Origin of the sequence: Curtobacterium pusillum (genome assembly GCF_007680845.1) — a bacterium.
GTDB classification, from domain to species: Bacteria; Actinomycetota; Actinomycetes; order Actinomycetales; family Microbacteriaceae; genus Curtobacterium; species Curtobacterium pusillum_B.
On sequence record NZ_VEIY01000006.1, the window covers coordinates 190,682 to 210,004 of the forward strand.

Below are 19,323 nucleotides of genomic sequence, written 5' to 3' on the forward strand. Positions count from 1 at the left end.
CGCGTCCTAGGTCCGGGCCATCGCGTCGCGCTCGGCCTCGGCTTCCTGGCGGGCGCGGTCGATCGACGACGCGGAGCAGCCGGACCTTCGGCAGCACCGAGGTCTGGGTCTTGGCGATCAACCAGGGCGGCCGAGCCAGCACGGAGGCCTACCGGAGGATCACCGTGCAGTAGACGTGCCCACCCCGTCTCGTTCGTAGTGGCGTCCTCGGTCGCCGCGCGGGTCGCGCGGTCAGCGGCGCCGGAGCGCGCGGGCGACGCCACCCAGACGGTCGAGCACTCGGTACTCGGCGGAGTGGGTGAGCGAGTCGTAGCTCCGGGCGATCGCGTCGCGCTCGGCCTCGGCTTCCTGGCGGGCACGGTCGATCACCGCGACCGCCTCCTCCGACACGATGAGCCGGCGGTTGATCTCCTCGACGCCCGAGCGGTGGGCGTCGCGCTCCCGCTCGGTCTCGCGGAGCACCTCGCGCTGCATCGCCGCCCAGCGGAGGAGCGGGTCGCGCTCGCCCGTCCGGGCGCCGGCGCGGGCGATCGCGGCGTCGAGCGAGGGGCCCACCTGCTCGGCGCGGGCCGCGAACGAGTGCCGCGCCACGACGACCTCCCGCAGGCGTGCGACGAGGGCCTCCCGCTCGGCGGCCGGCATCGCGATGGCCCGTTCGAGCGACGCGGCGTCCGTGAAGACCGGGACGTCCGCCAGCCCGAGCTCGTCGAGGCCGAGCGCGCAGTCCGTGACGGGCAGGGCGCCGCAGGCGAGCGACTCGTACAGGCGGGAGTTGAGCGTGCCGAACTCGGCCGCCGGTGCGATCACGTCGTCCACGACGAACGCCGCGGCGCGGTACACCTCCGGCAGCGCGAAGTACGGCACGGGGGAGCGGAGCTCGACCCCGGGAGCGGGTTCGACGTGCTCGACGTTGGCGGCGAACCAGACGATCGGCTCGGGCGGGGCGACCTCGGCGAGGACGTCCTGCACGCGTCGGCGGGCACCCCAGAAGTTCACGGTGGTCACGGTGCGGTCGCTCCGCGGTTGCGCGGGGTCGAGGGTGAAGAGGTCGAGGTCGACGCCGATCGGCACGACCTCGACGGGTCCGTCGACCGCCCGGGCCAGTTCGTCCCGGGCGATCGAGGACGAGGCCCACACCGCGTCGAACTCGGCGAGGTACGGCACCGAGGCCCACTGCGCGGTCCAGTTCCGGACCCAGGCGACGGTCGCCGTGCCCGCGGGCACGAGCCCGGGGACGAACGACTCGATCATGCTCACGAGCACCGTCGTGTCGTCGGGGACGTCCTCGGCCCAGCGGCGGATCGGCCACACGTCGACGCCCCAGTCCTCGCGGCGCAGCGCACGGGCCAGGCCGAGCGCGACGAACAGGTCGCCCTTGCCCTCGGTCGGGTCGTCCGTCGACACCGCGAAGCGGACCGTTCCCCTCGTGCCGGTCGCGTGGTCGCCGCGGGCGATGGCCGCGTACTCCTCGGCCAGTGGCGACGGTGCGGGGGAGGTCGGGATCGGGTGCTGCGTCACGTGGACTCCGGGTCTGGGAAGGGGGCGCCGCGACCGGGTGGTGGTCTCGGGGGGAGCCGCCGGGTGGGGGCGACCGAGTGCCATTGTGCCCGAAACGGAGGCGATCCCAGCCGAGCGCCGTGCTGCGCCTTGTAGGGTGTTGTCGGCCGACGGGCACCCCGACGGTCGCACCACCGATCCACGCCGCACCCGCGGCAGCCGCTGGAGGAACCCGCCGTGACAGAGCGCAAGCCGGGAGTCGTGTCCGTCGTCCTCGTGAACTACAAGGGCACCGACGACACCCTGACGAGCATCGCCGAGCTCCGCAAGCAGGACTGGCCGCAGGACCGGCTCGAGGTGATCGTCGTCGACAACGGCTCCGGTCCCGAGCACGTCGGGCGGCTGAAGGCCTCCGACCTCGACTTCACCTTCGTCGACTCGGGCGCGAACCTCGGCTTCACGGGCGGGTGCAACCTGGGCGTCGAGCACTCCTCGGGCGAGATCGTCGCGTTCCTCAACAACGACGCCCGCCCGGACTCCGGCTGGGTGCGCGAGGCGATGGCGACCTTCGCCTCCGGCGCGGACATCGGCGCGGTCGCGTCGAAGGTCCTCGACTGGGACGGCGTGAACGTCGACTTCACCGAGGCCGCGATGACCTGGTACGGCATGGGCTACAAGCCGTTCGCCGGGTCCCCGGACACCGGCCGCTGGGAGTCCGAGACCGACGTCCTGTTCGGCACCGGCGCCGCGATGTTCGTCCGGGCGGAGCTCTTCGAGCAGCTCGGTGGCTTCGACGACCGCTACTTCATGTTCTACGAGGACGTCGACCTCGGGTGGCGGCTCAACCTGCTCGGGTGGCGGTTCCGGTACCAGCCGAAGTCCGTCGCGTTCCACAAGCACCACGCGTCGATGAACAAGTTCGGCGACTTCCGCGAGACGTACCTGCTCGAGCGCAACGCCCTCTTCACGCTCTACAAGAACCTCGGCGACGAGCAGCTGGCCGCCGCCCTGCCGGGTTCGCTCGCGCTGGCCGTCCGCCGTGCCGTCGGCCGCGGCGAGCTCGACTCGACGTCGCTCGACCTCCGCAACCCCGGTGACGACAGCGTCCCGACGATCCCGGTCCCGAAGACGAGCATGGCGGGCATCTACGGCATCGATCAGTTCGTCGAGCAGCTCCCGTCGATGACCGACTCCCGCCGCGAGATCCAGGCGACGCGCGTCCGCAGCGACCGTGAGCTCCTCCGGCTGTTCGGCAACCGCGACGAGCCCGCCTACCCGATCGAGGACTACCTCGCCGGCTACGACAAGATCGTGCACTCCCTCGGTGTGCTCGAGGCCGGGACCCGTCGTCGGGTGCTCATCGTCACCGGTGACTCCATCGGCGAGAAGATGGCCGGCCCGGCGATCCGTGCGACCCAGATGGCGAAGCAGCTCGCGAACGAGCACGACGTCCGCGTGATCAGCCTCACCCGGTCCTCGCCGATCGACCCCTCGTACGAGGTCGTCACGGTCCCGCACCGCCACCCGCGCCAGATGGTCGAGCACGAGGCCTGGGCCGACGTCATCATCGTGCAGGGACACGCGCTCCGCCTGTTCCCCGTGCTCGAGTCCACGCGCAAGATCCTCGTGGTCGACGTCTACGACCCGCTGCACCTCGAACAGCTCGAGCAGGGCCGCAGCGACGACGTCGACCAGTGGAACCGGCAGATCCTCGACGCGTCGGACACGCTGAACCACCAGCTCGAGCTCGGTGACTACTTCATCTGCGCGTCCGAGCGCCAGCGGATGTTCTGGCTCGGGCAGCTCGCCGGCTCCGGCCGGGTGAACGCCCGCACGTACTCCCGCGACGCCGACCTCCGCTCGCTGATCGGGGTCGTGCCCTTCGGGCTGTCCTCGACCCCGCCCGTGCACGACCAGGCACGCGTCAAGGGCGTCGTCCCCGGCATCGGCAAGAACGACAAGCTCGTCGTCTGGGGCGGCGGCATCTACGACTGGTTCGACCCGATCACGCTCGTCCGCGCGATCGCCCGGCTCGCCGAGCGCCGTCCGACCGTGAAGCTCTTCTTCATGGGCGTGCAGCACCCGAACCCGGACGTCCCCGAGATGGACATCGTCGCGAAGGTCCGGGCGGAGGCCGACGCGCTCGGGCTCACCGGCAAGCACGTGTTCTTCAACGACACGTGGATCCCGTACGAGGAACGCGGCGCCTACCTCCTCGAAGCCGACGCCGGCGTCTCGACGCACTACGAGCACCTCGAGACCACGTTCTCGTTCCGCACCCGGATCCTCGACTACCTCTGGGCACGGCTGCCGATCGTGACGACCGTGGGCGACTCCTTCGGCGACCTCGTGGCGGAGGAGAAGCTCGGCATCGCGGTCCACGAGCAGGACGTCGACGGCCTCGCCGCCGCCCTCGAGACGGCGATCTACGACAAGAAGGCCCGGACCGAGTTCATCGCCAACGTCGACCGGGTGCGCGAGCGCTTCACCTGGGAGAACGTCCTCGCCCCGCTCGTGGAGTTCTGCCGGAACCCCGTCCGCGCCGCCGACAAGACCGTCCGCGAGACGGACGCGCAGATCGAGGCGCACCAGATGCGCGTGCGCGTGCCGGAGCGCAAGAAGCTCCACGGCGTCCGGTACGACCTCGGCCGCGCCGTGCACTACTTCCGCACCGAAGGTCCGCGCAGCGTCGCGGGCAAGATCAAGCGCCGCCTGCAGAGCCGGTGAGCCGACCGGCCCCCACGGTCCTCGTCGTCGTCCCGACGTACGACGAGGCCGAGAACGTCCGCGCCGTCACCACGGCGATCCTGCAGGCGGTGCCCACGGCGCACGTGCTGGTCGTCGACGACGGCAGTCCGGACGGCACGGCCGACATCGTCCGCGCGATCCGGGCGGCGGACGAACGGGTGCACCTGGTCGAGCGCAGCGGCAAGGGCGGCCTCGGCACGGCCTACGTCGCGGGCTTCCGCTGGGGCCTGGAACGCGGTTACCCGCTCCTGGTCGAGATGGACGCCGACGGGTCGCACCCCGCCGACCGGCTCCCGGCGATGATCGCGGCCGTCACCGCCGACGACGGCGTCGCGCTCGCGATCGGTTCGCGCTGGGTGCCCGGCGGGTCGGTGGTCGACTGGCCGCTCCGCCGCGAGGTCCTCAGTCGCGGCGCGAACACCTACGCGCGGATCGTCCTCGGGCTCGGCGTGCGCGACGTCACCGCGGGCTTCCGGGTCTACCGCTCGGACGTCGTCGCCCGGATGGACCTCGGGTCGATCGACTCGAAGGGCTACTGCTTCCAGGTCGACATGACCCTGCGCGTCGACGACCTCGGTGGTCGCATCGTCGAGGTCCCCATCCGGTTCCGGGACCGCGTGCACGGGGTGTCGAAGATGAGCCGGTCGGTCGTCGTCGAGGCGATGCTGCGGGTCACGCAGTGGGGGCTGCAGCGCCGCTTCGGGCGTCGGCGGGCATCCGCGCGTCGGTGACGCGGTCGCGGTGGCCCGGACGCGCCGACGGACTGGAGGCGCGGTGCGGGGCCGCCCCGCGCCTCCAGTCCGTCAGGTGGTCGCGTCTCAGACGCAGCTGACGTTGTAGTCCTGGTTGCTCTTCACGAACTGCGTCATCGCGACCTGGCTCCCGGTGGTCAGCCCACCGGCGGAACACGCCGCCTGGGCGGCAGCGGCACCGTTCTCGCCAACCGCGATCCAACTCGGCAGACCGCGGAGTGGCCCTGTGGTCACGGACCCCATGATCTGCGAGAACTGGTACTTGGTCGAGTAGATCCCGATGGTCTTGATGCCAGATGCACGCAGCGCCGCAACCATGCCCTCGACGTCCGCGCGGTTCTGGGCAGCGTAGTTCGAAGCGTCGGTCGACTTCAGCCACGTCGGGCCGTTGTCGCCAGGCGCCGTCTCGACGTCGATCCACCACCGGAAGGCAGCGGGCGTGGCAACGCTCCGTGTGTGCGCCGCTTCGTAGGCACGGGCGTAGCCGTACATGTACGAGCAGCCCGCGTCGTATCCGCCCGTGCACTTGTTGTAGGGGTTCGTTACCGTCTTTCCCGCCGGGTCGAGATTGGTCTTGGGCCAGACCGATGCCCGCTTCCCGGGATTCGCAGCAAGCATGTACAGCTGTGCCTTCGGCTGATTCGTCCCACCCGCAGAACCCGCGGCCCACGTCTGCTGTGCGGCGATGCACGGGTTGGACTCGTTGACGAGATTTCCGTTCGCGCCGACGACGCCGAAGGCCGCTCCGGTTGGCAGGGCCTTGCCGCACTGCGGCCAGGACACGTCGGCGCCGAAGCCCGTGCCGCTGGACCCGTCGACGAAGTAGCCGGCGACGTCGAGGTCGAGCACCGCCGACCCGCGCGACACCTTGACCTGCACGCGTCGGTCGGTCGACGAGCCGACGACCTTGCTCATCACGAGGTTCGAGACCGCCTGGCGGGCACCGAACACCTGGGTGGCGACCTGGGCGTCCTGCCCGGACGGGGTGAGGCGGAGGTAGCCCGCGGCCGTGGTGCGCTCGGTCTCGGCGTTCGCGACCACGGCGGTCGCGGTGCCGGGCACGCCCGCGGTGCCGGTGAGCCGGACGGTCCGGGCGGTCGTCGTGACCGGGCCGGCGTAGGCGCGGACGGTGTCCATCGGGACGAAGACCGACCCGGAGCTGGTGTTCGCGTAGTAGCCCGCGACGTCCATGAAGATCGTGGCGGTGCCCCGGGAGACCTTCACCTGCGCCGCACCACCGTTGAGCTTGACGATGACGAGGTTCGAGATGGTGGTGCCGCGGGTGAAGACCTGCGCGGCGACGACAGCGTCCTTGCCGGCCGGCGTGACCCGAACGTAGCCGTCCGACGTCGGTGTCCCGACCTCGGTGTTCACGGCCACCGCGGTGGCGTTCGAGGGGATCCCCCCGCGGCCGGCGAGCGGGACGCGGACAGCCGACGTGCCGACCTTCTTCTGGAAGACCCGCACCGCGTCGAGCGGGGTGTACGTGGCGCCGGAGCCGTTGCCGTAGTAGCCGGACACGTCGAGGTAGACCGTGCCGCTGCCGGCGGACAGCTTGACCTGGATCCCGCCCTTGGCGAGCCGGACGGTCGCGAGGTTCGAGATCGTCTGGCGGGCGCTGAACTCCTGCGTCGCGACCCGCGCGTCGACTCCGCGGGGCGTGACCCGGACGTACCCGGCGGCGGTCGGCTTCTCGACCTCGACGTTGACGACGACGGCGGTCGCGGTGGACGGGACCCCGGCGGAGCCGGCGATCGTGACGACCCTCGCGGTGGTGCCGACGGCGCCGGACCACACCCGGGTCGTGTCGAGTGGCGTGTACCGGCCGGTGGTCGGGGCCGCGGCGTTCGCGGTGGTGCTTGGTCCGACGGCCGCGAAGCCGGTGGCGACGACCACGGCGGCGAGGACGAGGGCGATCCGGTGCTGCAGGCGCATGGAGGTCCTTCTCGTGCGAGGGCCGTCCCCCTGACGGCCGCTCGCAGTCTAGGGGGCTCGGTGCCCGCTGCACAGTGCAACCTGGGTGGACGTGTGTCCCCGGACCCACGGAGCGCCGGGGCGCCCCGGCGCTCCGGCGCCCGCGCTCCCGGAGCGCCCGCGATGGAAAGCGTTTCCGGGCGTACCTGGTCGGAAGATCGGACCGGGTACGCCCGGTTCGACCCGGTACGCCCGGATCGACTCGGCACGCCCGCGACTCGGTATGCCCGGTTCGGCCAGGTACGCCCGCGACTCGGTACGCCCGCGCCCGGGTCAGGGGCGGGGGAGGTGCCGCCGCCAGGACCGCCGCCGCGCCGCGATGACGAGGACCGCGACGAACACCATGAGCCCGGCCCCGTGCAGCAGGTAGCTCTCGGCCGCGCTCGTGACCCCGAGGAGCACGAGGACGGCGGCCGGCCAGACGTACGCGACCCCCGGGAACGTCGTCGCGGTGACCCAGGCCCGGGCGAACGCGAGCAGTGCCGTCACCCCGAGGATGATCGTGCCGGCGAGCCCGATCTGCAGCCAGGCGTCGACGAACGCGTTCAACCCGGAGGTGAAGCGCGCACCCGCCGGGTCGATGAACGTCACGTACGGCACGACGGCCTCGTGCGGCCACGTCCCGACCCACCCCCAGCCCTGGATGGGGAACTGCCCGACGAACACCCGGATCTGCGACCAGAGGTCGAGTCGGGTCGCGGTCCCGCCGGCCGCCCCGATCTCGGCGAGCACCCGGTGCCGGGCGAGCACGCCGACGACGATCATCAGGAGCACCGATCCGCCGAGCACGGCGTTCACGACCGGCCTGGTGGTCGGCCGGGCGTGCCGCAGGGACCACAGCGCGAGCGCGGTCACGGCGAGGGCGATCATCGCGAGCCCGGTGATCGGTGACTGGACGAGCATGAGCGCGATCACGGCGAGGGCCGTCGACCCGATCGCGCGCCACATGGTGACGGACCGGGTGAGGAACTCGACGACGAAGGTCACCAGGGCCATCGCGGCGATGAACCCCATGAAGTTCCGGGTCCCACCGATGCCCTGGATCGGACCGCCGTACGCGATGTTGCCCTGGATGCCGAAGGCCGGGATCGGCAGGTCGAGGACGAGCCCGGACAGGACCTCGAGCCCGAGCGCGGCGACGAGCAGGATCCGGAAGGCGTCCCCGGAGGCCCGGATCACCTGGACCAGGTCCCGCCCGAGCGCCAGGTACAGCCCCAGCCCGATGAAGCAGACGGTCCCCACGAACCCGCGGAGCGCCACCCAGGAGTACTCGCTCCACAGGACGCTCAGCGCGCAGTACCCGACGAACGCCAGGAGCGACAGCGGCAGCACCCCGTGCCACTCGATCCGGTAGCGCTGGCCGAGCAGGCTGAGCCCGGCGAGGACGAAGAGCGTGACGAGCACCGCCCACGAACCTGCGCGTCCGACGAGGGCTTGGACCGCGGGCTGTCCGAACGCGAACAGGACGATGACGGTGGCGAGCGCTTGGCTGAACCGGCCGCCGGCCGAGAACCCGATCCAGGCGGAGAGGTAGCGCCTGGCGAGCATGCGCTTCGTCAGCCGTCCGTCCGTCACGCGTCCATCTTGGCGTACGCACCTCGGGGCTGCCGTCATCGCGGAGCGTCGATATCGCCGATGCGCGATGACTGGGCTAGCGTCAGCGGACGATGGACCGCACACCGACCTCGACGGCACGGCCGGTCGGCAGCGTCGTCGCCACCGTCGCCGTGGCGATCGGCACGGCACTCCTGATCTGGTGGCGGCTCGGCCCGGTCACCCGCGGCACCGTCTGGGCGGAGGACGGCGGCGTCTTCCTCCGGGACCGCATCGCCCTCGGCCCGGTCGACTCGCTCCTGCACCCGTACGCCGGGTACCTGCACCTCGTGCCACGGCTGCTCGTCGACGTCGCCTGGGCAGCCCCGGTCGCGGACTACGCCCGGGTCATGTCGACCGGCGCGTGCGTGGTCGTCGGCGTCGTCGCGGCCGCGGTGTTCGTCCTCGCGAGGGACTTCGTCCCGGCCTGGCCGCTCCGCCTGCTCCTCGCCCTGGTGCCGGCCCTCCTCCCGCTCACGCCGTACGAGATCGGCGGCAACGCCGCGAACCTGCACTGGTTCCTGCTCCTCGCCGCGCCGTGGTGCTTCGCGTACCGGTCGCGGACCTGGTGGGGGAGCGCCGCCGTGGCGGTCCTGACCGCCTTCGTGGTCCTCACCGAACTGCAGACGGTGGTGTTCCTGCCGCTGCTCCTGGTCGCCTGGCTGCCGCTCCGCGACGCCGCCGGCGCCCCCACCTGGCCGCGCGCGCTCCCGGTGACGGTGGTCGCGCTCGCCGGTGGTACGGCGCAGGTCGTTGCGGCGGTGACCGACGCGCGGATCTCGCAGCCCGGATCGCCGGCGTTCGCGGACGTCGTCGCCGGCTGGGTGCTCCAACCGTTCGCCGGTGCCTGGGACCGCGACGTCGGCGCCGCGGTCCGGCTCGTGGTCGCACACGGCTGGGCCGCGGTGCTCGTGCCGCTGGTCGCGGTCGCGCTCGTCGTCGTCGGAGCCCTCGTGGTCGGGTCGTGGCGCTCCCGGTGGATGGTCGTCGCCCTCGCGGCCGGCTCCGGAGGGGTCTGGTGGGCGGCCCTCCTCGCCAACGGCGGTGCCGCCCAGGACTGGTCGCACCCGGTCGCCGCGCTCGCCGCCGTCCCGCCGCAGCGTTACGCGGCGGCGTCCGGACTGCTGCTGACGGCCGCGGTCGTGGTCGCCGCGAGCGTCCTCGTCGGGTGGCGTGGCAGCGCGGGGCCGGCCGGGGCACGGGGGCGGACGGGAGGCGCGGTGCGCGTCGTCGGGGTCGCCGCCGGGTGGTGCCTGGTCACCCTGGTGGTCGCCGCTGCCGTCGGCAACGCCGGGCCCGGTCCGACGCGGCGGAGCGACGGGCCGGTCTGGGCCGCGCAGCTCCCGGCGGCGGTGGCGGCGTGCGACGGCGACCGTTCCCGGGTGGTCGACGTCCGGACGGCGCCGTGGTCCGCCCAGGTGCCGTGCTCGCGGCTGCTCAGCGGCTAAGCCGGGTCAGCGCGTGGCGGCCCGGCGGAACTCGCGGCGGGCGGGCGGGGTGCGCGGCCCGTCGCCGGTCGACCGCGGTTCGTCGCCGACGAGCACGATCCGCGACTTGATCGCGATGAGGGCGAAGAGGACCCAGTTGCCCTGGTAGAGCAGCCGCGACTCGGCCACCGACTGCACGAGCAGCGCGACGACGACGAGCAGCGGCAGCAGGGTCACGGGGTCGAACGGCCGCGGCGTCAGGGTCCGGTCGTACCCGATCCGCGTGGCGGACGCCCACGACCGGCTCAGCGTCGTGACGACGTAGATCGCGAAGAGCAGCAGGCCGATGATGCCGGTCTGCATCCACACGTCGAGGTACGCGTCGTGCGCCTGCAGGTACGTCACCCCCTTGCGGTGCGCCAGGTCCGCCAGCGTCGGGATGTCCGGCCACCAGTACCCGATCCAGCCCCAGCCGAAGACCGGGTGCTGGTCGACCAGCCCGAGCACCCGCTGCCAGATCTCACCGCGCCCGGTGGCGTCGGCACCCTTGCCGAGGAGCTCGGACACGGCACCGCGGGCGAGGAAGCCGACCGCGCCGACGACCACGACCCCGACGAGCACGACGAGGTAGCGCGGTGTCCGGCGTTCCGTCGGGACCCGTCGGATCCAGAGCGCCACGGCGAGTGCCACCACGACCACGAGCGCAGCGGCCAGCACGGTGGAGGACCGGGTCAGGGCGAGGACCACGACCGCGACGACCAGCCAGCCGATCGTCCGGTTGCGGCCGATCCGCCCCTCGGCGAACTGGACCGCCACGGCGATCGCGGCGAGCAGCGCGACCATCGCGAGCAGGTTGGCGTTGCCGGGGAGTCCCTGGATGCGGCCGCCCGTGAAGAGCTCGGCGCGCGAGAAGTAGAAGGCGTCCGGGATGTGCGCGTCACCGTAGTGCGTCCAGATCGGCGCGATCGGATGCCGCACGACCACCGCGACGACCGCCTCGAACACGAGCGACAGCATGAGCACCCACCGCATCGCCAGGCTGATTGCGTCCATGATGCGGCGCCAGGTCAGGGTGGAGGCGATCGTGAACGCGATCGCGGCGCAGATGACCTGCACGGTGATGCTCGCGACCGTGGCGGGACGCCAGTGCGACCAGACGACGGAGACCAGGCACCAGGCGAGGAAGAACCAGAGGGCGCGCGGGGTGCGGGCGAGTGGTGGCCGGGCCCGGACCAGGACGGTGGTGCCCCAGACCGCGACCGCCGCCCAGAGGATCCCCGCGCCGACCCAGGTGAGCGTGTTCGGCACGGCGTCACCGGCGAACAGGACGAACAGGACGGTCGAGGCGAGGGCGAACGCCTCGCGCTCGGGGACCGTCCCGCGGGACAGCGGCCAGGTGTTCGTCACGACGTCAGGCTACCGGGGTCCGCCGCTAGGCTCGTCCCATGTTCCTCGGCATCACGAACACGCCCCGCGACTACGCCTGGGGGTCCGTCACCGCGATCCCGGAGCTCCTCGGACGCACGGTCACCGGCGCCCCGCAGGCCGAACTCTGGCTCGGGGCGCACCCCGGCAGCCCGAGCGTCGTGGTGAACCCCGCCATGGTCGGCGGCGCGGACACGCTCCTCGACTGGATCGCGGCCGAGCCGGAGACCGCGCTCGGCCCGCAGCGCGCCGGCTTGCCGTTCCTCCTCAAGGTCCTCGCGGCGGCCGCACCGCTCTCGCTGCAGGCGCACCCGACCCCGGAGCAGGCGCGTGAGGGCTTCGAGCGCGAGGAAGCCGCCGGCGTCCCGATCGACGACCCGGCACGCAACTACAAGGACCCGTTCCCGAAGCCGGAGCTCGTCGTCGCGCTGAGCGAGCGCTTCGAGGCGCTGAGCGGCTTCCGTCCCGTGGCCGAGACCATCGCCGAGGTCGACGCGCTCGACGCCGGGACGGGTCGGCTCGGCCCGCTCCACGTCCACCTGCAGCACGGGCTCGAGGACACCGTGCGCTGGCTCGAGACCGCCGACGCGTCCGCCCTCGCGGTCGTCCAGGCCGCCAGCGACCTCGCCTCGGCACTGCCCGACGACGCGCTGACGCCGAACACCGCGACCGTCCGGGACCTCGCCGCGGCCTACCCCGGGGACCCGGGGATCGTGGTCTCGCTCCTCATGCACCGCGTCACCCTCGCCGCCGGGGAGGCGATGTACCTGCCCGCCGGGAACATCCACGCCTACCTCGACGGGCTCGGCATCGAGCTGATGGCGCCGTCCGACAACGTCCTCCGCGGCGGCCTCACGCCGAAGCACGTCGACGTCCCCGAGCTCCTGCACGTGCTCGACTTCACCGCCCACCCGGCGCCGGTGCTCAGCCCCGAGCCGGTCGACGCCGGCGTGGAGCGGTTCGCACCGGACGGCGTGGGGTTCTCGCTGCTGCGGGTCTCCGGCGACGGCCGTCCGGTCGGCACGGGTGGCGGGGGCGTCGCTCCGCTCGTCGGTCCGTCGATCGCGATCTGCACCGCCGGCGCGGTCACCCTCGTCGGGGCGACCTCGGCGACCCTGCTCCGCCAGGGCGAGTCCTGCTACATCACGCCGGACGAGGGCGACGTCACGGTCGAGGCCGACGGCGGCAGCGGCCTGGCGTCCACGGTCTTCATCGCGACGGGTGCGTGAACCCGCAGCGCGTGGCGGTCTGACGGCGGAGCGCTTCCGCTAGCGTGGCGAGCATGAGTTGGCTGGTCACCGGCGGCGCCGGGTACATCGGGTCCCACGTCGTCCGAGCACTGCGTGCGGCGGGCATCGACACCGTCGCGTTCGACGACCTCTCGAGCGGGTTCCGGGCCTTCGTGCCCGACGACGTCCCGTTCGTCGAGGGCACGATCCTCGACGGCGACCTGGTCGCCCGGACGCTCCGCGACCACGCCGTGACCGGCGTCGTGCACGTCGCCGGCTTCAAGTACGCCGGCGTCTCGGTGGAGCGCCCGCTGCACACCTACGAGCAGAACGTCACGGGCATGGCGACCCTCCTCCGTGCGATGGCGGAGACCGGCGTCACGAAGGCGGTCTTCTCCTCGAGCGCGGCCGTCTACGGCACGCCGGACGTGGAGACGGTGGTCGAGGACACCCCGAAGGCGCCGGAGTCGCCGTACGGCGAGTCGAAGCTCATCGGTGAGTGGCTCCTCCGCGACATGGAGGTCGCCGCCGGGTTCACGACGACGTCGCTCCGCTACTTCAACGTCGTCGGGTCCGGGGAACCGGACCTCTACGACGCGAGCCCGCACAACCTCTTCCCGCTGGTGTTCGACGCGCTGCTCGCCGGACGGACCCCGCGGATCAACGGCGACGACTACGACACGCCCGACGGCACGTGCGTCCGGGACTACGTCCACGTCGCCGACCTCGCGCACTCCCACGCGGTCGCCGCGCGGAAGCTCGAGGCGGGGGAGCACCTCGACCGCGCCTACAACCTCGGCAGCGGCGACGGGGTGAGCGTCCGGCAGATCATGGACGCCATGGCGAAGGGGACCGGCATCGCCTTCGAGCCGGAGGTCGCCCCGCGTCGTCCCGGCGATCCGGCCCGCATCGTCGCCACCGGCGAGGCCGCGGGACGGGACCTGGAGTGGGCGATGCGGCACACGCTCGACGAGATGGTCACGAGCGCGTGGGAGGCCCGGCGCCGCAGCGTCTGAGCCGCCCTAGTTGTCCCCCGAATCCCGGACAGACCGCTCGCGACACGCCCGTACGGGGGACATGACACGCCGGAACCGGTCGGGCCTTCTATGATCCGCGACTTGACTCTCGCGAATGACACCGCTGTAATTACAGGCAACGACAGCGATCGTTGTGGTCCCGTTATCGAGACGTCAGGGGTGATCAGGGTGAACGGTTCCGACTTCCACGCCGGAGTACCGGAGGACTGGCACGTCGACCCCGTGTCGCTCGGCGTCCCGGGCGTCCGGCGTCCGGAGACCGACGACGAGGCGAACCCGCTCGCGTGGCAGGTCGACTCGCTGTGCGCGCAGACCGACCCGGAGGCGTTCTTCCCCGAGAAGGGCGGCTCCACGCGGGAGGCCAAGAAGATCTGCACGTCGTGCGAGGTCCGGTCGCAGTGCCTCGAGTACGCGCTGGAGAACGACGAGCGCTTCGGGATCTGGGGCGGCCTGTCCGAGCGTGAACGCCGGAAGCTGCGCAAGCGCGCCTGACGTTCCCACAGGTTCACGGCGCGCCGGTCCCCGCGACCGGCACCGCGCCTCCAGACCGTAGAGTGGCGCCCGTCATGCAGCCCAGAGTCACCGCGATCCTCGTCGCCGCCAACGGGGCGGACCACCTCGACCGGACCCTGGACGCGCTCGCCGCCCAGACCCGTCACCCGGAGAACCTCGTCGTCGTCGACCTCGGGTCGACCGACGGTTCGACGAAGGACCTGTCCTTCGGCGGATCGGCCGAACTCCTGCGACTCCCGGCCGGCCGCCCCTTCGGCGAGGCGATCGCCCGGGGCGAGCGCGAAGCGCCGCCGGCGGTCGCCGACGAACCCGTCGACGAGTGGCTGTGGCTGCTCGGCCACGACAACGCGCCCGCTCCGACCGCGCTCGCCGAGATGCTCTCCGCCGTCGAGATCGCGCCGAGCGTCGTCGTCGCCGGACCGAAGCTCGTCGACGTCGACGACCCCTCGCAGATCCGCGCGTTCGGCGAGAGCATGACCCGGTTCGGCCGGTCGCTCGTCCTCGTGCAGGACGAACTCGACCAGGGCCAGCACGACCGGAACACCGACGTGATGGCCGTCGCGGCCGGCGGCATGCTCGTCCGTCGCTCCGTCTGGAACGAGCTCGGCGGCTTCGACCCGGCACTCCCGGACGTCGACGCGGCGCTGGACTTCTGCGTGCGTGTCCGCCTCGCCGGACACCGCGTCGCCATGGTCCCCGACGCCCGCGTGACCACCGCCGGGCCGATCGAGGAGTTCGGACGCAAGCGCGTCTCCGAAGCCCGTCGTGTCCGCATGCACCGGCAGGCCCAGCTGCACCGCCGGATGACCTACGCGCCGGCCGGGCTGCTCTGGCTGCACTGGCTGACGCTCGTGCCGTTCGCGATCGGTCGGGTGATCGGGCACCTCGCCGCGAAGCACCCCGCGGCGGTCGGTGCCGAGCTCACCGCGGCGTTCGCCGTGGCGTTCGGTGGCGGGACGGGCCGCTCCCGGAAGGTCCTCGCACGCAACAAGAAGCTCGGCTGGGCGGCCGTCGAGCCCCTCCGGGTCAGCTGGCGCCGCGTGCACGAGCGCCGCACGACCTCGCGGGACGTCGAGCTCGCCCGGGTGGAGGACGCGCCGATCGCGCGCGCATCGTTCCTCAGCGACGGCGGCATCTGGGTCGTCCTCGCCGCGGCCGTCCTCAGCGTCGTCACGCTCTACCCGCTGCTCGGGTCCCCGGCGCTCACCGGCGGCGGGCTCCTGCCGCTGAGCACCGACGTCGCCCGGCTGTGGCAGAACGTCGGGTACGGCTGGCACTCCATCGGCACCGGCTTCACCGGCCCGTCCGACCCGTTCGCGGCCGTCCTGGCCGTGCTCGGCTCGATCACCTTCTGGTCGCCGTCGACCTCGGTGGTCCTCGTCATGCTCGTCGCGTTCCCGGTGTCCGCGCTCGGCGCCTGGTTCGCGGTGCGCAAGGTCACCACGCGGACCTGGGTGCCGGTGATCGGCGCGGCGCTCTACACGATCGCCCCGACGCTCGTCGGCGCCGTCACGAGCGGCCACCTCGGTGCGGTGATCGCGCACGTGCTGCTGCCGTGGCTGTTCCTCGCCGTGCTCGAGGCGCACCGCTCCTGGGCGTGGGCGTCCGGCGCGTCGCTGCTGTTCGCGGTCGTGGCCGCTTCGGCGCCGTCGCTGCTGCCGGTGCTGCTGCTCGCGTGGCTCGTCTCGCTAGTGGTCGGCTGGCGCCGCGCCCACCGACGCGTGTTCATCCCCGTCCCGACGGCCGTCCTCTTCCTGCCGCTCGTCCTCGCGCAGGTGTCCCGCGGCAACCCGCTGGCGATCTTCGCCGACCCGGGCGTCCCGTCCGCGACCCGGGCGCCGTCCGCGTTCCAGCTCGCTATCGGACAGCCCGTGCCGGACTGGAGCGGCTGGCTGCCCACGACCTCGGGGCTCGCGCTCGCCGCCTGGATCCTCCCGGTCCTGATGGCCGTCCTCGCGCTGCCGCTCGCCGTCGCCGCGATCGGCTCGATGCTCGGGCACCGCTGGGCCGTCGCCGGGGCCGCGCTCGTCGTGGCCCTGCTCGGCTTCGCGACCGCCTTCTCCGCGACCCACGTCACCGTCACCGGCGTCGGGTCGACCACCACGATCGTGTGGCCCGGCGGCGGACTTTCCGTGTACTGGCTCGGCATCGTCGCGGCCGCGTGCATCGGCATCGACGTGCTGCCGCGCCTGGCGCCCGTGGGGGCACTCGTCGCGACGGTGCTCGCCGCCGTCACGGTCGCCCCGGCCTTCGGTGCGTTCTACCTGGGCAACGCCGTCATCCAGCCGACGTCCGGCCGGGTGCTCAGCGCCTACGTGAACGCCGAGGCGCAGGCGAACCCAGACGTCGGCACCCTCGTAGTGGAGCCGCAGGACGACGGGTCCCTCGCTGTGTCGCTCGAGCGCGGCCAGGGGTCGACCCTCGACGACCAGACGACGCTCGACTCCACCGCGCTCACCCTGAGCCGCTCGGGCGCGCAGCTGGCGACCCTCGCGGGCAACCTGGCCAGCCGCAGCGGCTACGACCCCGAGCCAGCACTCCGGCAGCTCGGCGTGAGCTTCGTCCTGCTCGACGACGCCTCCGACGACAGCGCAGCGCGGGACGTCCACGACCGCGCAGCGGGAGCGATCGGCCAGAACGCGCTCTTCACGAGCATCGGCGAGACCACGAGCGGGCAGCTGTTCCACTACGAGGGTGACGTCGACCGGCCCTCGACGGGCTCGGCCGCGGCGCACGCGACGCACGTGCTGTACCTCGTGGTCCTCGGCGTGGTGTTCGGCGCCGCCGCCCTGCTCGCCGTGCCGACCGCGCCCCGCCGCCGTCGTGCCACCTCGAACGTCATCGAGGCCGAGGAACCCGCCACCACCTTCGACGAGGAGCGCGACGAATGAGCACCAGCCCCGCCTCCGTCCGCCGCTGGGTGATCCGCGGCACCGCGACCGCGATCGCCGTGGTCGTCGCAGCCGGTGCCGTCACCGCGGCGCACGCGATCGGCACCGAGTCCGACCCCGGACGCCCGGCCGGCAAGACCGTCACGCCGGTCGCCGCCGACGCCGAGCGTGTCTGCGCGGGCAGCGCCCTGCGGCTCTCCGACGACGCCGGGAACGACGCCACGAAGGCGAGCACGGTCGGTTCCGCGACGGTCGCGACCGCGACGACCGGGTCGACGGTGGAACGTTCGGCCCTCGACCCGTCGTCGACCGGCGGCAGCGACCCGCGCCTCCTCACCGCTCCGGCGGGGAAGACCACGCCCCAGGTCGCCGGCAGCAGCTACCAGAGCGTCTCGAGCGGTGACCTCGTCGGGGTCGGTGCGGCTTCGTGCGACGACCCGGTCCAGTCGACCTGGCTGGTCGGCGGCTCGACCGAGACCGGTCGCACGAGCCTCGTGACGCTGTCGAACCCGACCGACGTGAACGCCACCGTCGACCTGTCGATCTACGACGCGTCGGGCACCGTGAGCGCTCCGGGTACGACCGGGATCGTGGTCGCGCCGAACACGCAGAAGGTCGTGCCGCTGTCCGGCTTCGTCTCCGACCAGGGCTCCACGGTCGTGCACGTCGAGTCGTCCGGCGGCCAGATCGTGGCGCACCTGCAGGAGACGATCGTGCGCACCCTCACCCCCGGCGGCTTCGACATCGTCTCGGGCGGCGCGGCTCCGTCGACGTCGCAGGTCATCCCCGGCGTCGTGCTCCAGGGCGCGCAGCAAGCGCAGCGCGGCGACGACACCGCCGACGCCGCCCCGATCGTCCGGCTCTTCGTCCCGGGGACGAAGGCGGCGCGCGTCACCCTCGGCATCACCACCGCGGACGGCGGCGGGTCGACCGTGAACGCCACGGCCGAGCCGGGCGTCGTCACCGACGTGGCCCTCGACGACTTCCCGGACGGGCGCTACTCGTTCACGGTCACGTCGACGGAGCGCCTCGTCGCCGGCGCCCGGACCACGACCCCGACCGAGGACGGCCGGTCCGACCTCGGCTGGTTCGCGTCCGCCGAGCCGCTCGGGTCCTCCACGATCACCGCGCTCGCGCCCGGCGACAACCAGCGGCTCACCCTCGTCAACCCGACCCGGAGCGATGCCGAGGTCACGATCAGCTCCGGCGACCAGGAACAGCGGGTCGACGTGGTGGCCGGTGCCACGAGCACCGTGATCGTCCCGGTCTCGAAGCAGCTCCGCCTGAGCGGGACGAAGGGGCTCGTCGCCGGCGTCACGTACATGGGTGCCGACGGCATCGCCGGCTTCCCGGTGCGTGCGGCGACCGAGGTCTCCACGCCAGTGCGCGTCTACCCCTGACCCGCGCGGGGTACGCCCGACGGGCTCGGTGTCACCAGTGCCGGTAGCGGTCGGGCGCGAGGTCCCAGGGGTCCTTGTCGATCAGCTCGCCGACCGCCCGGAACACCGCGGTCTCGATGATGACGCGCTTGTCGGCGTCGTCCTTCTCGGGGCTGCGGGTGACCCGCTCGACCGGGATCCGGAAGACCGTCAGCCGCCGCTGTTCGCGGTCGACCCGCCACCGCGGCAGGTGGTCCGGGAGGCTCTGGTCCGTCGGCATGTCCGCCACCTGGAACACGACGCCCTTGAGTTCGTCCGGCCACAGCCCGAGCAGGTAGTGCGCGGTGTCGCCGACGATGCGGTCGAAGGTCTCGGCCCGCGTGATGACCGGCGCGAGGTCCGGGCCGGTCACGCTCGAACGGCCGCCCCGCCCGTGCCGCGAACGGCCCCGGCCGCGGTCGACCGGGGTGACGAGACGAGTCCTGCGACGCATCCCCACATCGTACGCGGGCAGCGCCCCACGGCCCCACCCCGGTAGGGTCGTCGGCGGTATGGACGTACGGATCTGCAGCAAGGTCGCGTGTGGCGCGAGCGCATCGGCGACCCTGACGTACGACTACGGCGACTCGATGGTCGTGGTCGGGCCGCTCTCCACCCGCGTCGAGCCGCACGGGTACGACCTGTGCGCCCGGCACGCGTCCACCCTGCGCGTCCCGCGCGGGTGGCAGGTGGTGCGGCGTGAGCCGCTCCGTCGCGACGTCGACTGAGCGGACCCGCTCGGTCCTCCACAGGCGGCGGACTGGAGGCGCGACTCACGTCCCCGACGTCGGCTGACGACCCGTGCCTCCCGGCATGGAA

General features: G+C 72.7%; 14 protein-coding genes. 9 read left to right on the forward strand and 5 right to left on the reverse strand.

Features of this window, described 5'->3' with window-relative positions; all coding sequences use genetic code 11:
* Window positions 1-231: 231 nt before the first annotated feature.
* Window positions 232-1,518, reverse strand: a complete 1,287-nt coding sequence (locus FS825_RS14075) for a glycosyltransferase family protein (RefSeq protein ID WP_144714076.1) — start codon at window positions 1,516-1,518, stop codon at window positions 232-234.
* Window positions 1,519-1,734: 216 nt separating this feature from the next.
* Between FS825_RS14075 and FS825_RS14080 the strand changes: the two genes are divergently transcribed.
* Window positions 1,735-4,224 (forward strand): glycosyltransferase, encoded by a 2,490-nt coding sequence (locus FS825_RS14080; protein WP_144714078.1) that lies wholly within the window; start codon window positions 1,735-1,737, stop codon window positions 4,222-4,224.
* Window positions 4,221-4,976 (forward strand): polyprenol monophosphomannose synthase, encoded by a 756-nt coding sequence (locus FS825_RS14085; protein ID WP_144714080.1) that lies wholly within the window; start codon window positions 4,221-4,223, stop codon window positions 4,974-4,976. The genes FS825_RS14080 and FS825_RS14085 overlap by 4 nt, the downstream gene beginning before the upstream one ends.
* A gap of 87 nt (window positions 4,977-5,063) precedes the next feature.
* Here the strand turns inward: FS825_RS14085 and FS825_RS14090 are convergent, their stop codons facing one another.
* Both FS825_RS14090 and FS825_RS14095 read right to left on the reverse strand, forming a co-directional pair.
* Window positions 5,064-6,932, reverse strand: coding sequence for a glycoside hydrolase family 25 domain-containing protein (locus FS825_RS14090; protein WP_144714082.1), 1,869 nt, complete (start codon window positions 6,930-6,932; stop codon window positions 5,064-5,066).
* Window positions 6,933-7,244: 312 nt separating this feature from the next.
* On the reverse strand, window positions 7,245-8,546 hold the full coding sequence (locus tag FS825_RS14095) for an O-antigen ligase family protein (RefSeq protein WP_144714084.1): 1,302 nt from the start codon (window positions 8,544-8,546) through the stop codon (window positions 7,245-7,247).
* Between the two features lie 92 nt (window positions 8,547-8,638).
* On the opposite strand from FS825_RS14095, the gene FS825_RS14100 reads away from it, so the two are divergent.
* Window positions 8,639-10,012 (forward strand): hypothetical protein, encoded by a 1,374-nt coding sequence (locus tag FS825_RS14100; RefSeq protein WP_144714086.1) that lies wholly within the window; start codon window positions 8,639-8,641, stop codon window positions 10,010-10,012.
* Window positions 10,013-10,018: 6 nt separating this feature from the next.
* On the opposite strand, the gene FS825_RS14105 is transcribed toward FS825_RS14100, so the two are convergent.
* Window positions 10,019-11,398, reverse strand: a complete 1,380-nt coding sequence (locus tag FS825_RS14105; protein ID WP_144714088.1) for an O-antigen ligase family protein — start codon at window positions 11,396-11,398, stop codon at window positions 10,019-10,021.
* Between the two features lie 38 nt (window positions 11,399-11,436).
* Here FS825_RS14105 and manA point away from each other — a divergent pair, with 38 nt between their 5' ends.
* The 5 genes from manA (at window position 11,437) to FS825_RS14130 (ending at window position 18,486) form a co-directional block, all read left to right on the forward strand.
* A complete protein-coding gene (gene manA / locus FS825_RS14110) occupies window positions 11,437-12,645 on the forward strand; it encodes a mannose-6-phosphate isomerase, class I (protein ID WP_144714090.1) in 1,209 nt (402 codons plus the stop codon).
* A gap of 53 nt (window positions 12,646-12,698) precedes the next feature.
* Window positions 12,699-13,661, forward strand: coding sequence for a UDP-glucose 4-epimerase GalE (gene galE, locus FS825_RS14115; protein ID WP_144714092.1), 963 nt, complete (start codon window positions 12,699-12,701; stop codon window positions 13,659-13,661).
* 180 nt (window positions 13,662-13,841) lie between these two features.
* Window positions 13,842-14,174: a WhiB family transcriptional regulator gene (locus tag FS825_RS14120; RefSeq protein WP_395886260.1), complete on the forward strand. Its 333-nt coding sequence runs from the start codon at window positions 13,842-13,844 to the stop codon at window positions 14,172-14,174.
* Window positions 14,175-14,248: 74 nt separating this feature from the next.
* Window positions 14,249-17,086 (forward strand): glycosyltransferase family 2 protein, encoded by a 2,838-nt coding sequence (locus FS825_RS14125; protein WP_144714094.1) that lies wholly within the window; start codon window positions 14,249-14,251, stop codon window positions 17,084-17,086.
* Window positions 17,083-18,486 (forward strand): DUF5719 family protein, encoded by a 1,404-nt coding sequence (locus FS825_RS14130; RefSeq protein ID WP_144714096.1) that lies wholly within the window; start codon window positions 17,083-17,085, stop codon window positions 18,484-18,486. The genes FS825_RS14125 and FS825_RS14130 overlap by 4 nt, the downstream gene beginning before the upstream one ends.
* Window positions 18,487-18,517: 31 nt before the next feature.
* Here the strand turns inward: FS825_RS14130 and FS825_RS14135 are convergent, their stop codons facing one another.
* On the reverse strand, window positions 18,518-18,958 hold the full coding sequence (locus tag FS825_RS14135; protein ID WP_144714098.1) for a hypothetical protein: 441 nt from the start codon (window positions 18,956-18,958) through the stop codon (window positions 18,518-18,520).
* A 58-nt stretch (window positions 18,959-19,016) separates the two neighbouring features.
* On the opposite strand from FS825_RS14135, the gene FS825_RS14140 reads away from it, so the two are divergent.
* Window positions 19,017-19,232 (forward strand): DUF3499 family protein, encoded by a 216-nt coding sequence (locus tag FS825_RS14140; protein ID WP_144714099.1) that lies wholly within the window; start codon window positions 19,017-19,019, stop codon window positions 19,230-19,232.
* The last annotated feature ends 91 nt before the right edge of the window (window positions 19,233-19,323 follow it).

Coding starts and splice junctions, on each gene's coding strand:
- FS825_RS14090 (WP_144714082.1), bottom strand. CDS start 6,932: ATGCGCCTGCAGCACCGGATCGCCCTCGTCCTCGCCGCCGTGGTCGTC.
- FS825_RS14135 (WP_144714098.1), bottom strand. CDS start 18,958: ATGCGTCGCAGGACTCGTCTCGTCACCCCGGTCGACCGCGGCCGGGGC.
- manA (WP_144714090.1), top strand. CDS start 11,437: ATGTTCCTCGGCATCACGAACACGCCCCGCGACTACGCCTGGGGGTCC.
- galE (WP_144714092.1), top strand. CDS start 12,699: ATGAGTTGGCTGGTCACCGGCGGCGCCGGGTACATCGGGTCCCACGTC.
- FS825_RS14125 (WP_144714094.1), top strand. CDS start 14,249: ATGCAGCCCAGAGTCACCGCGATCCTCGTCGCCGCCAACGGGGCGGAC.
- FS825_RS14140 (WP_144714099.1), top strand. CDS start 19,017: ATGGACGTACGGATCTGCAGCAAGGTCGCGTGTGGCGCGAGCGCATCG.
- FS825_RS14130 (WP_144714096.1), top strand. CDS start 17,083: ATGAGCACCAGCCCCGCCTCCGTCCGCCGCTGGGTGATCCGCGGCACC.
- FS825_RS14100 (WP_144714086.1), top strand. CDS start 8,639: ATGGACCGCACACCGACCTCGACGGCACGGCCGGTCGGCAGCGTCGTC.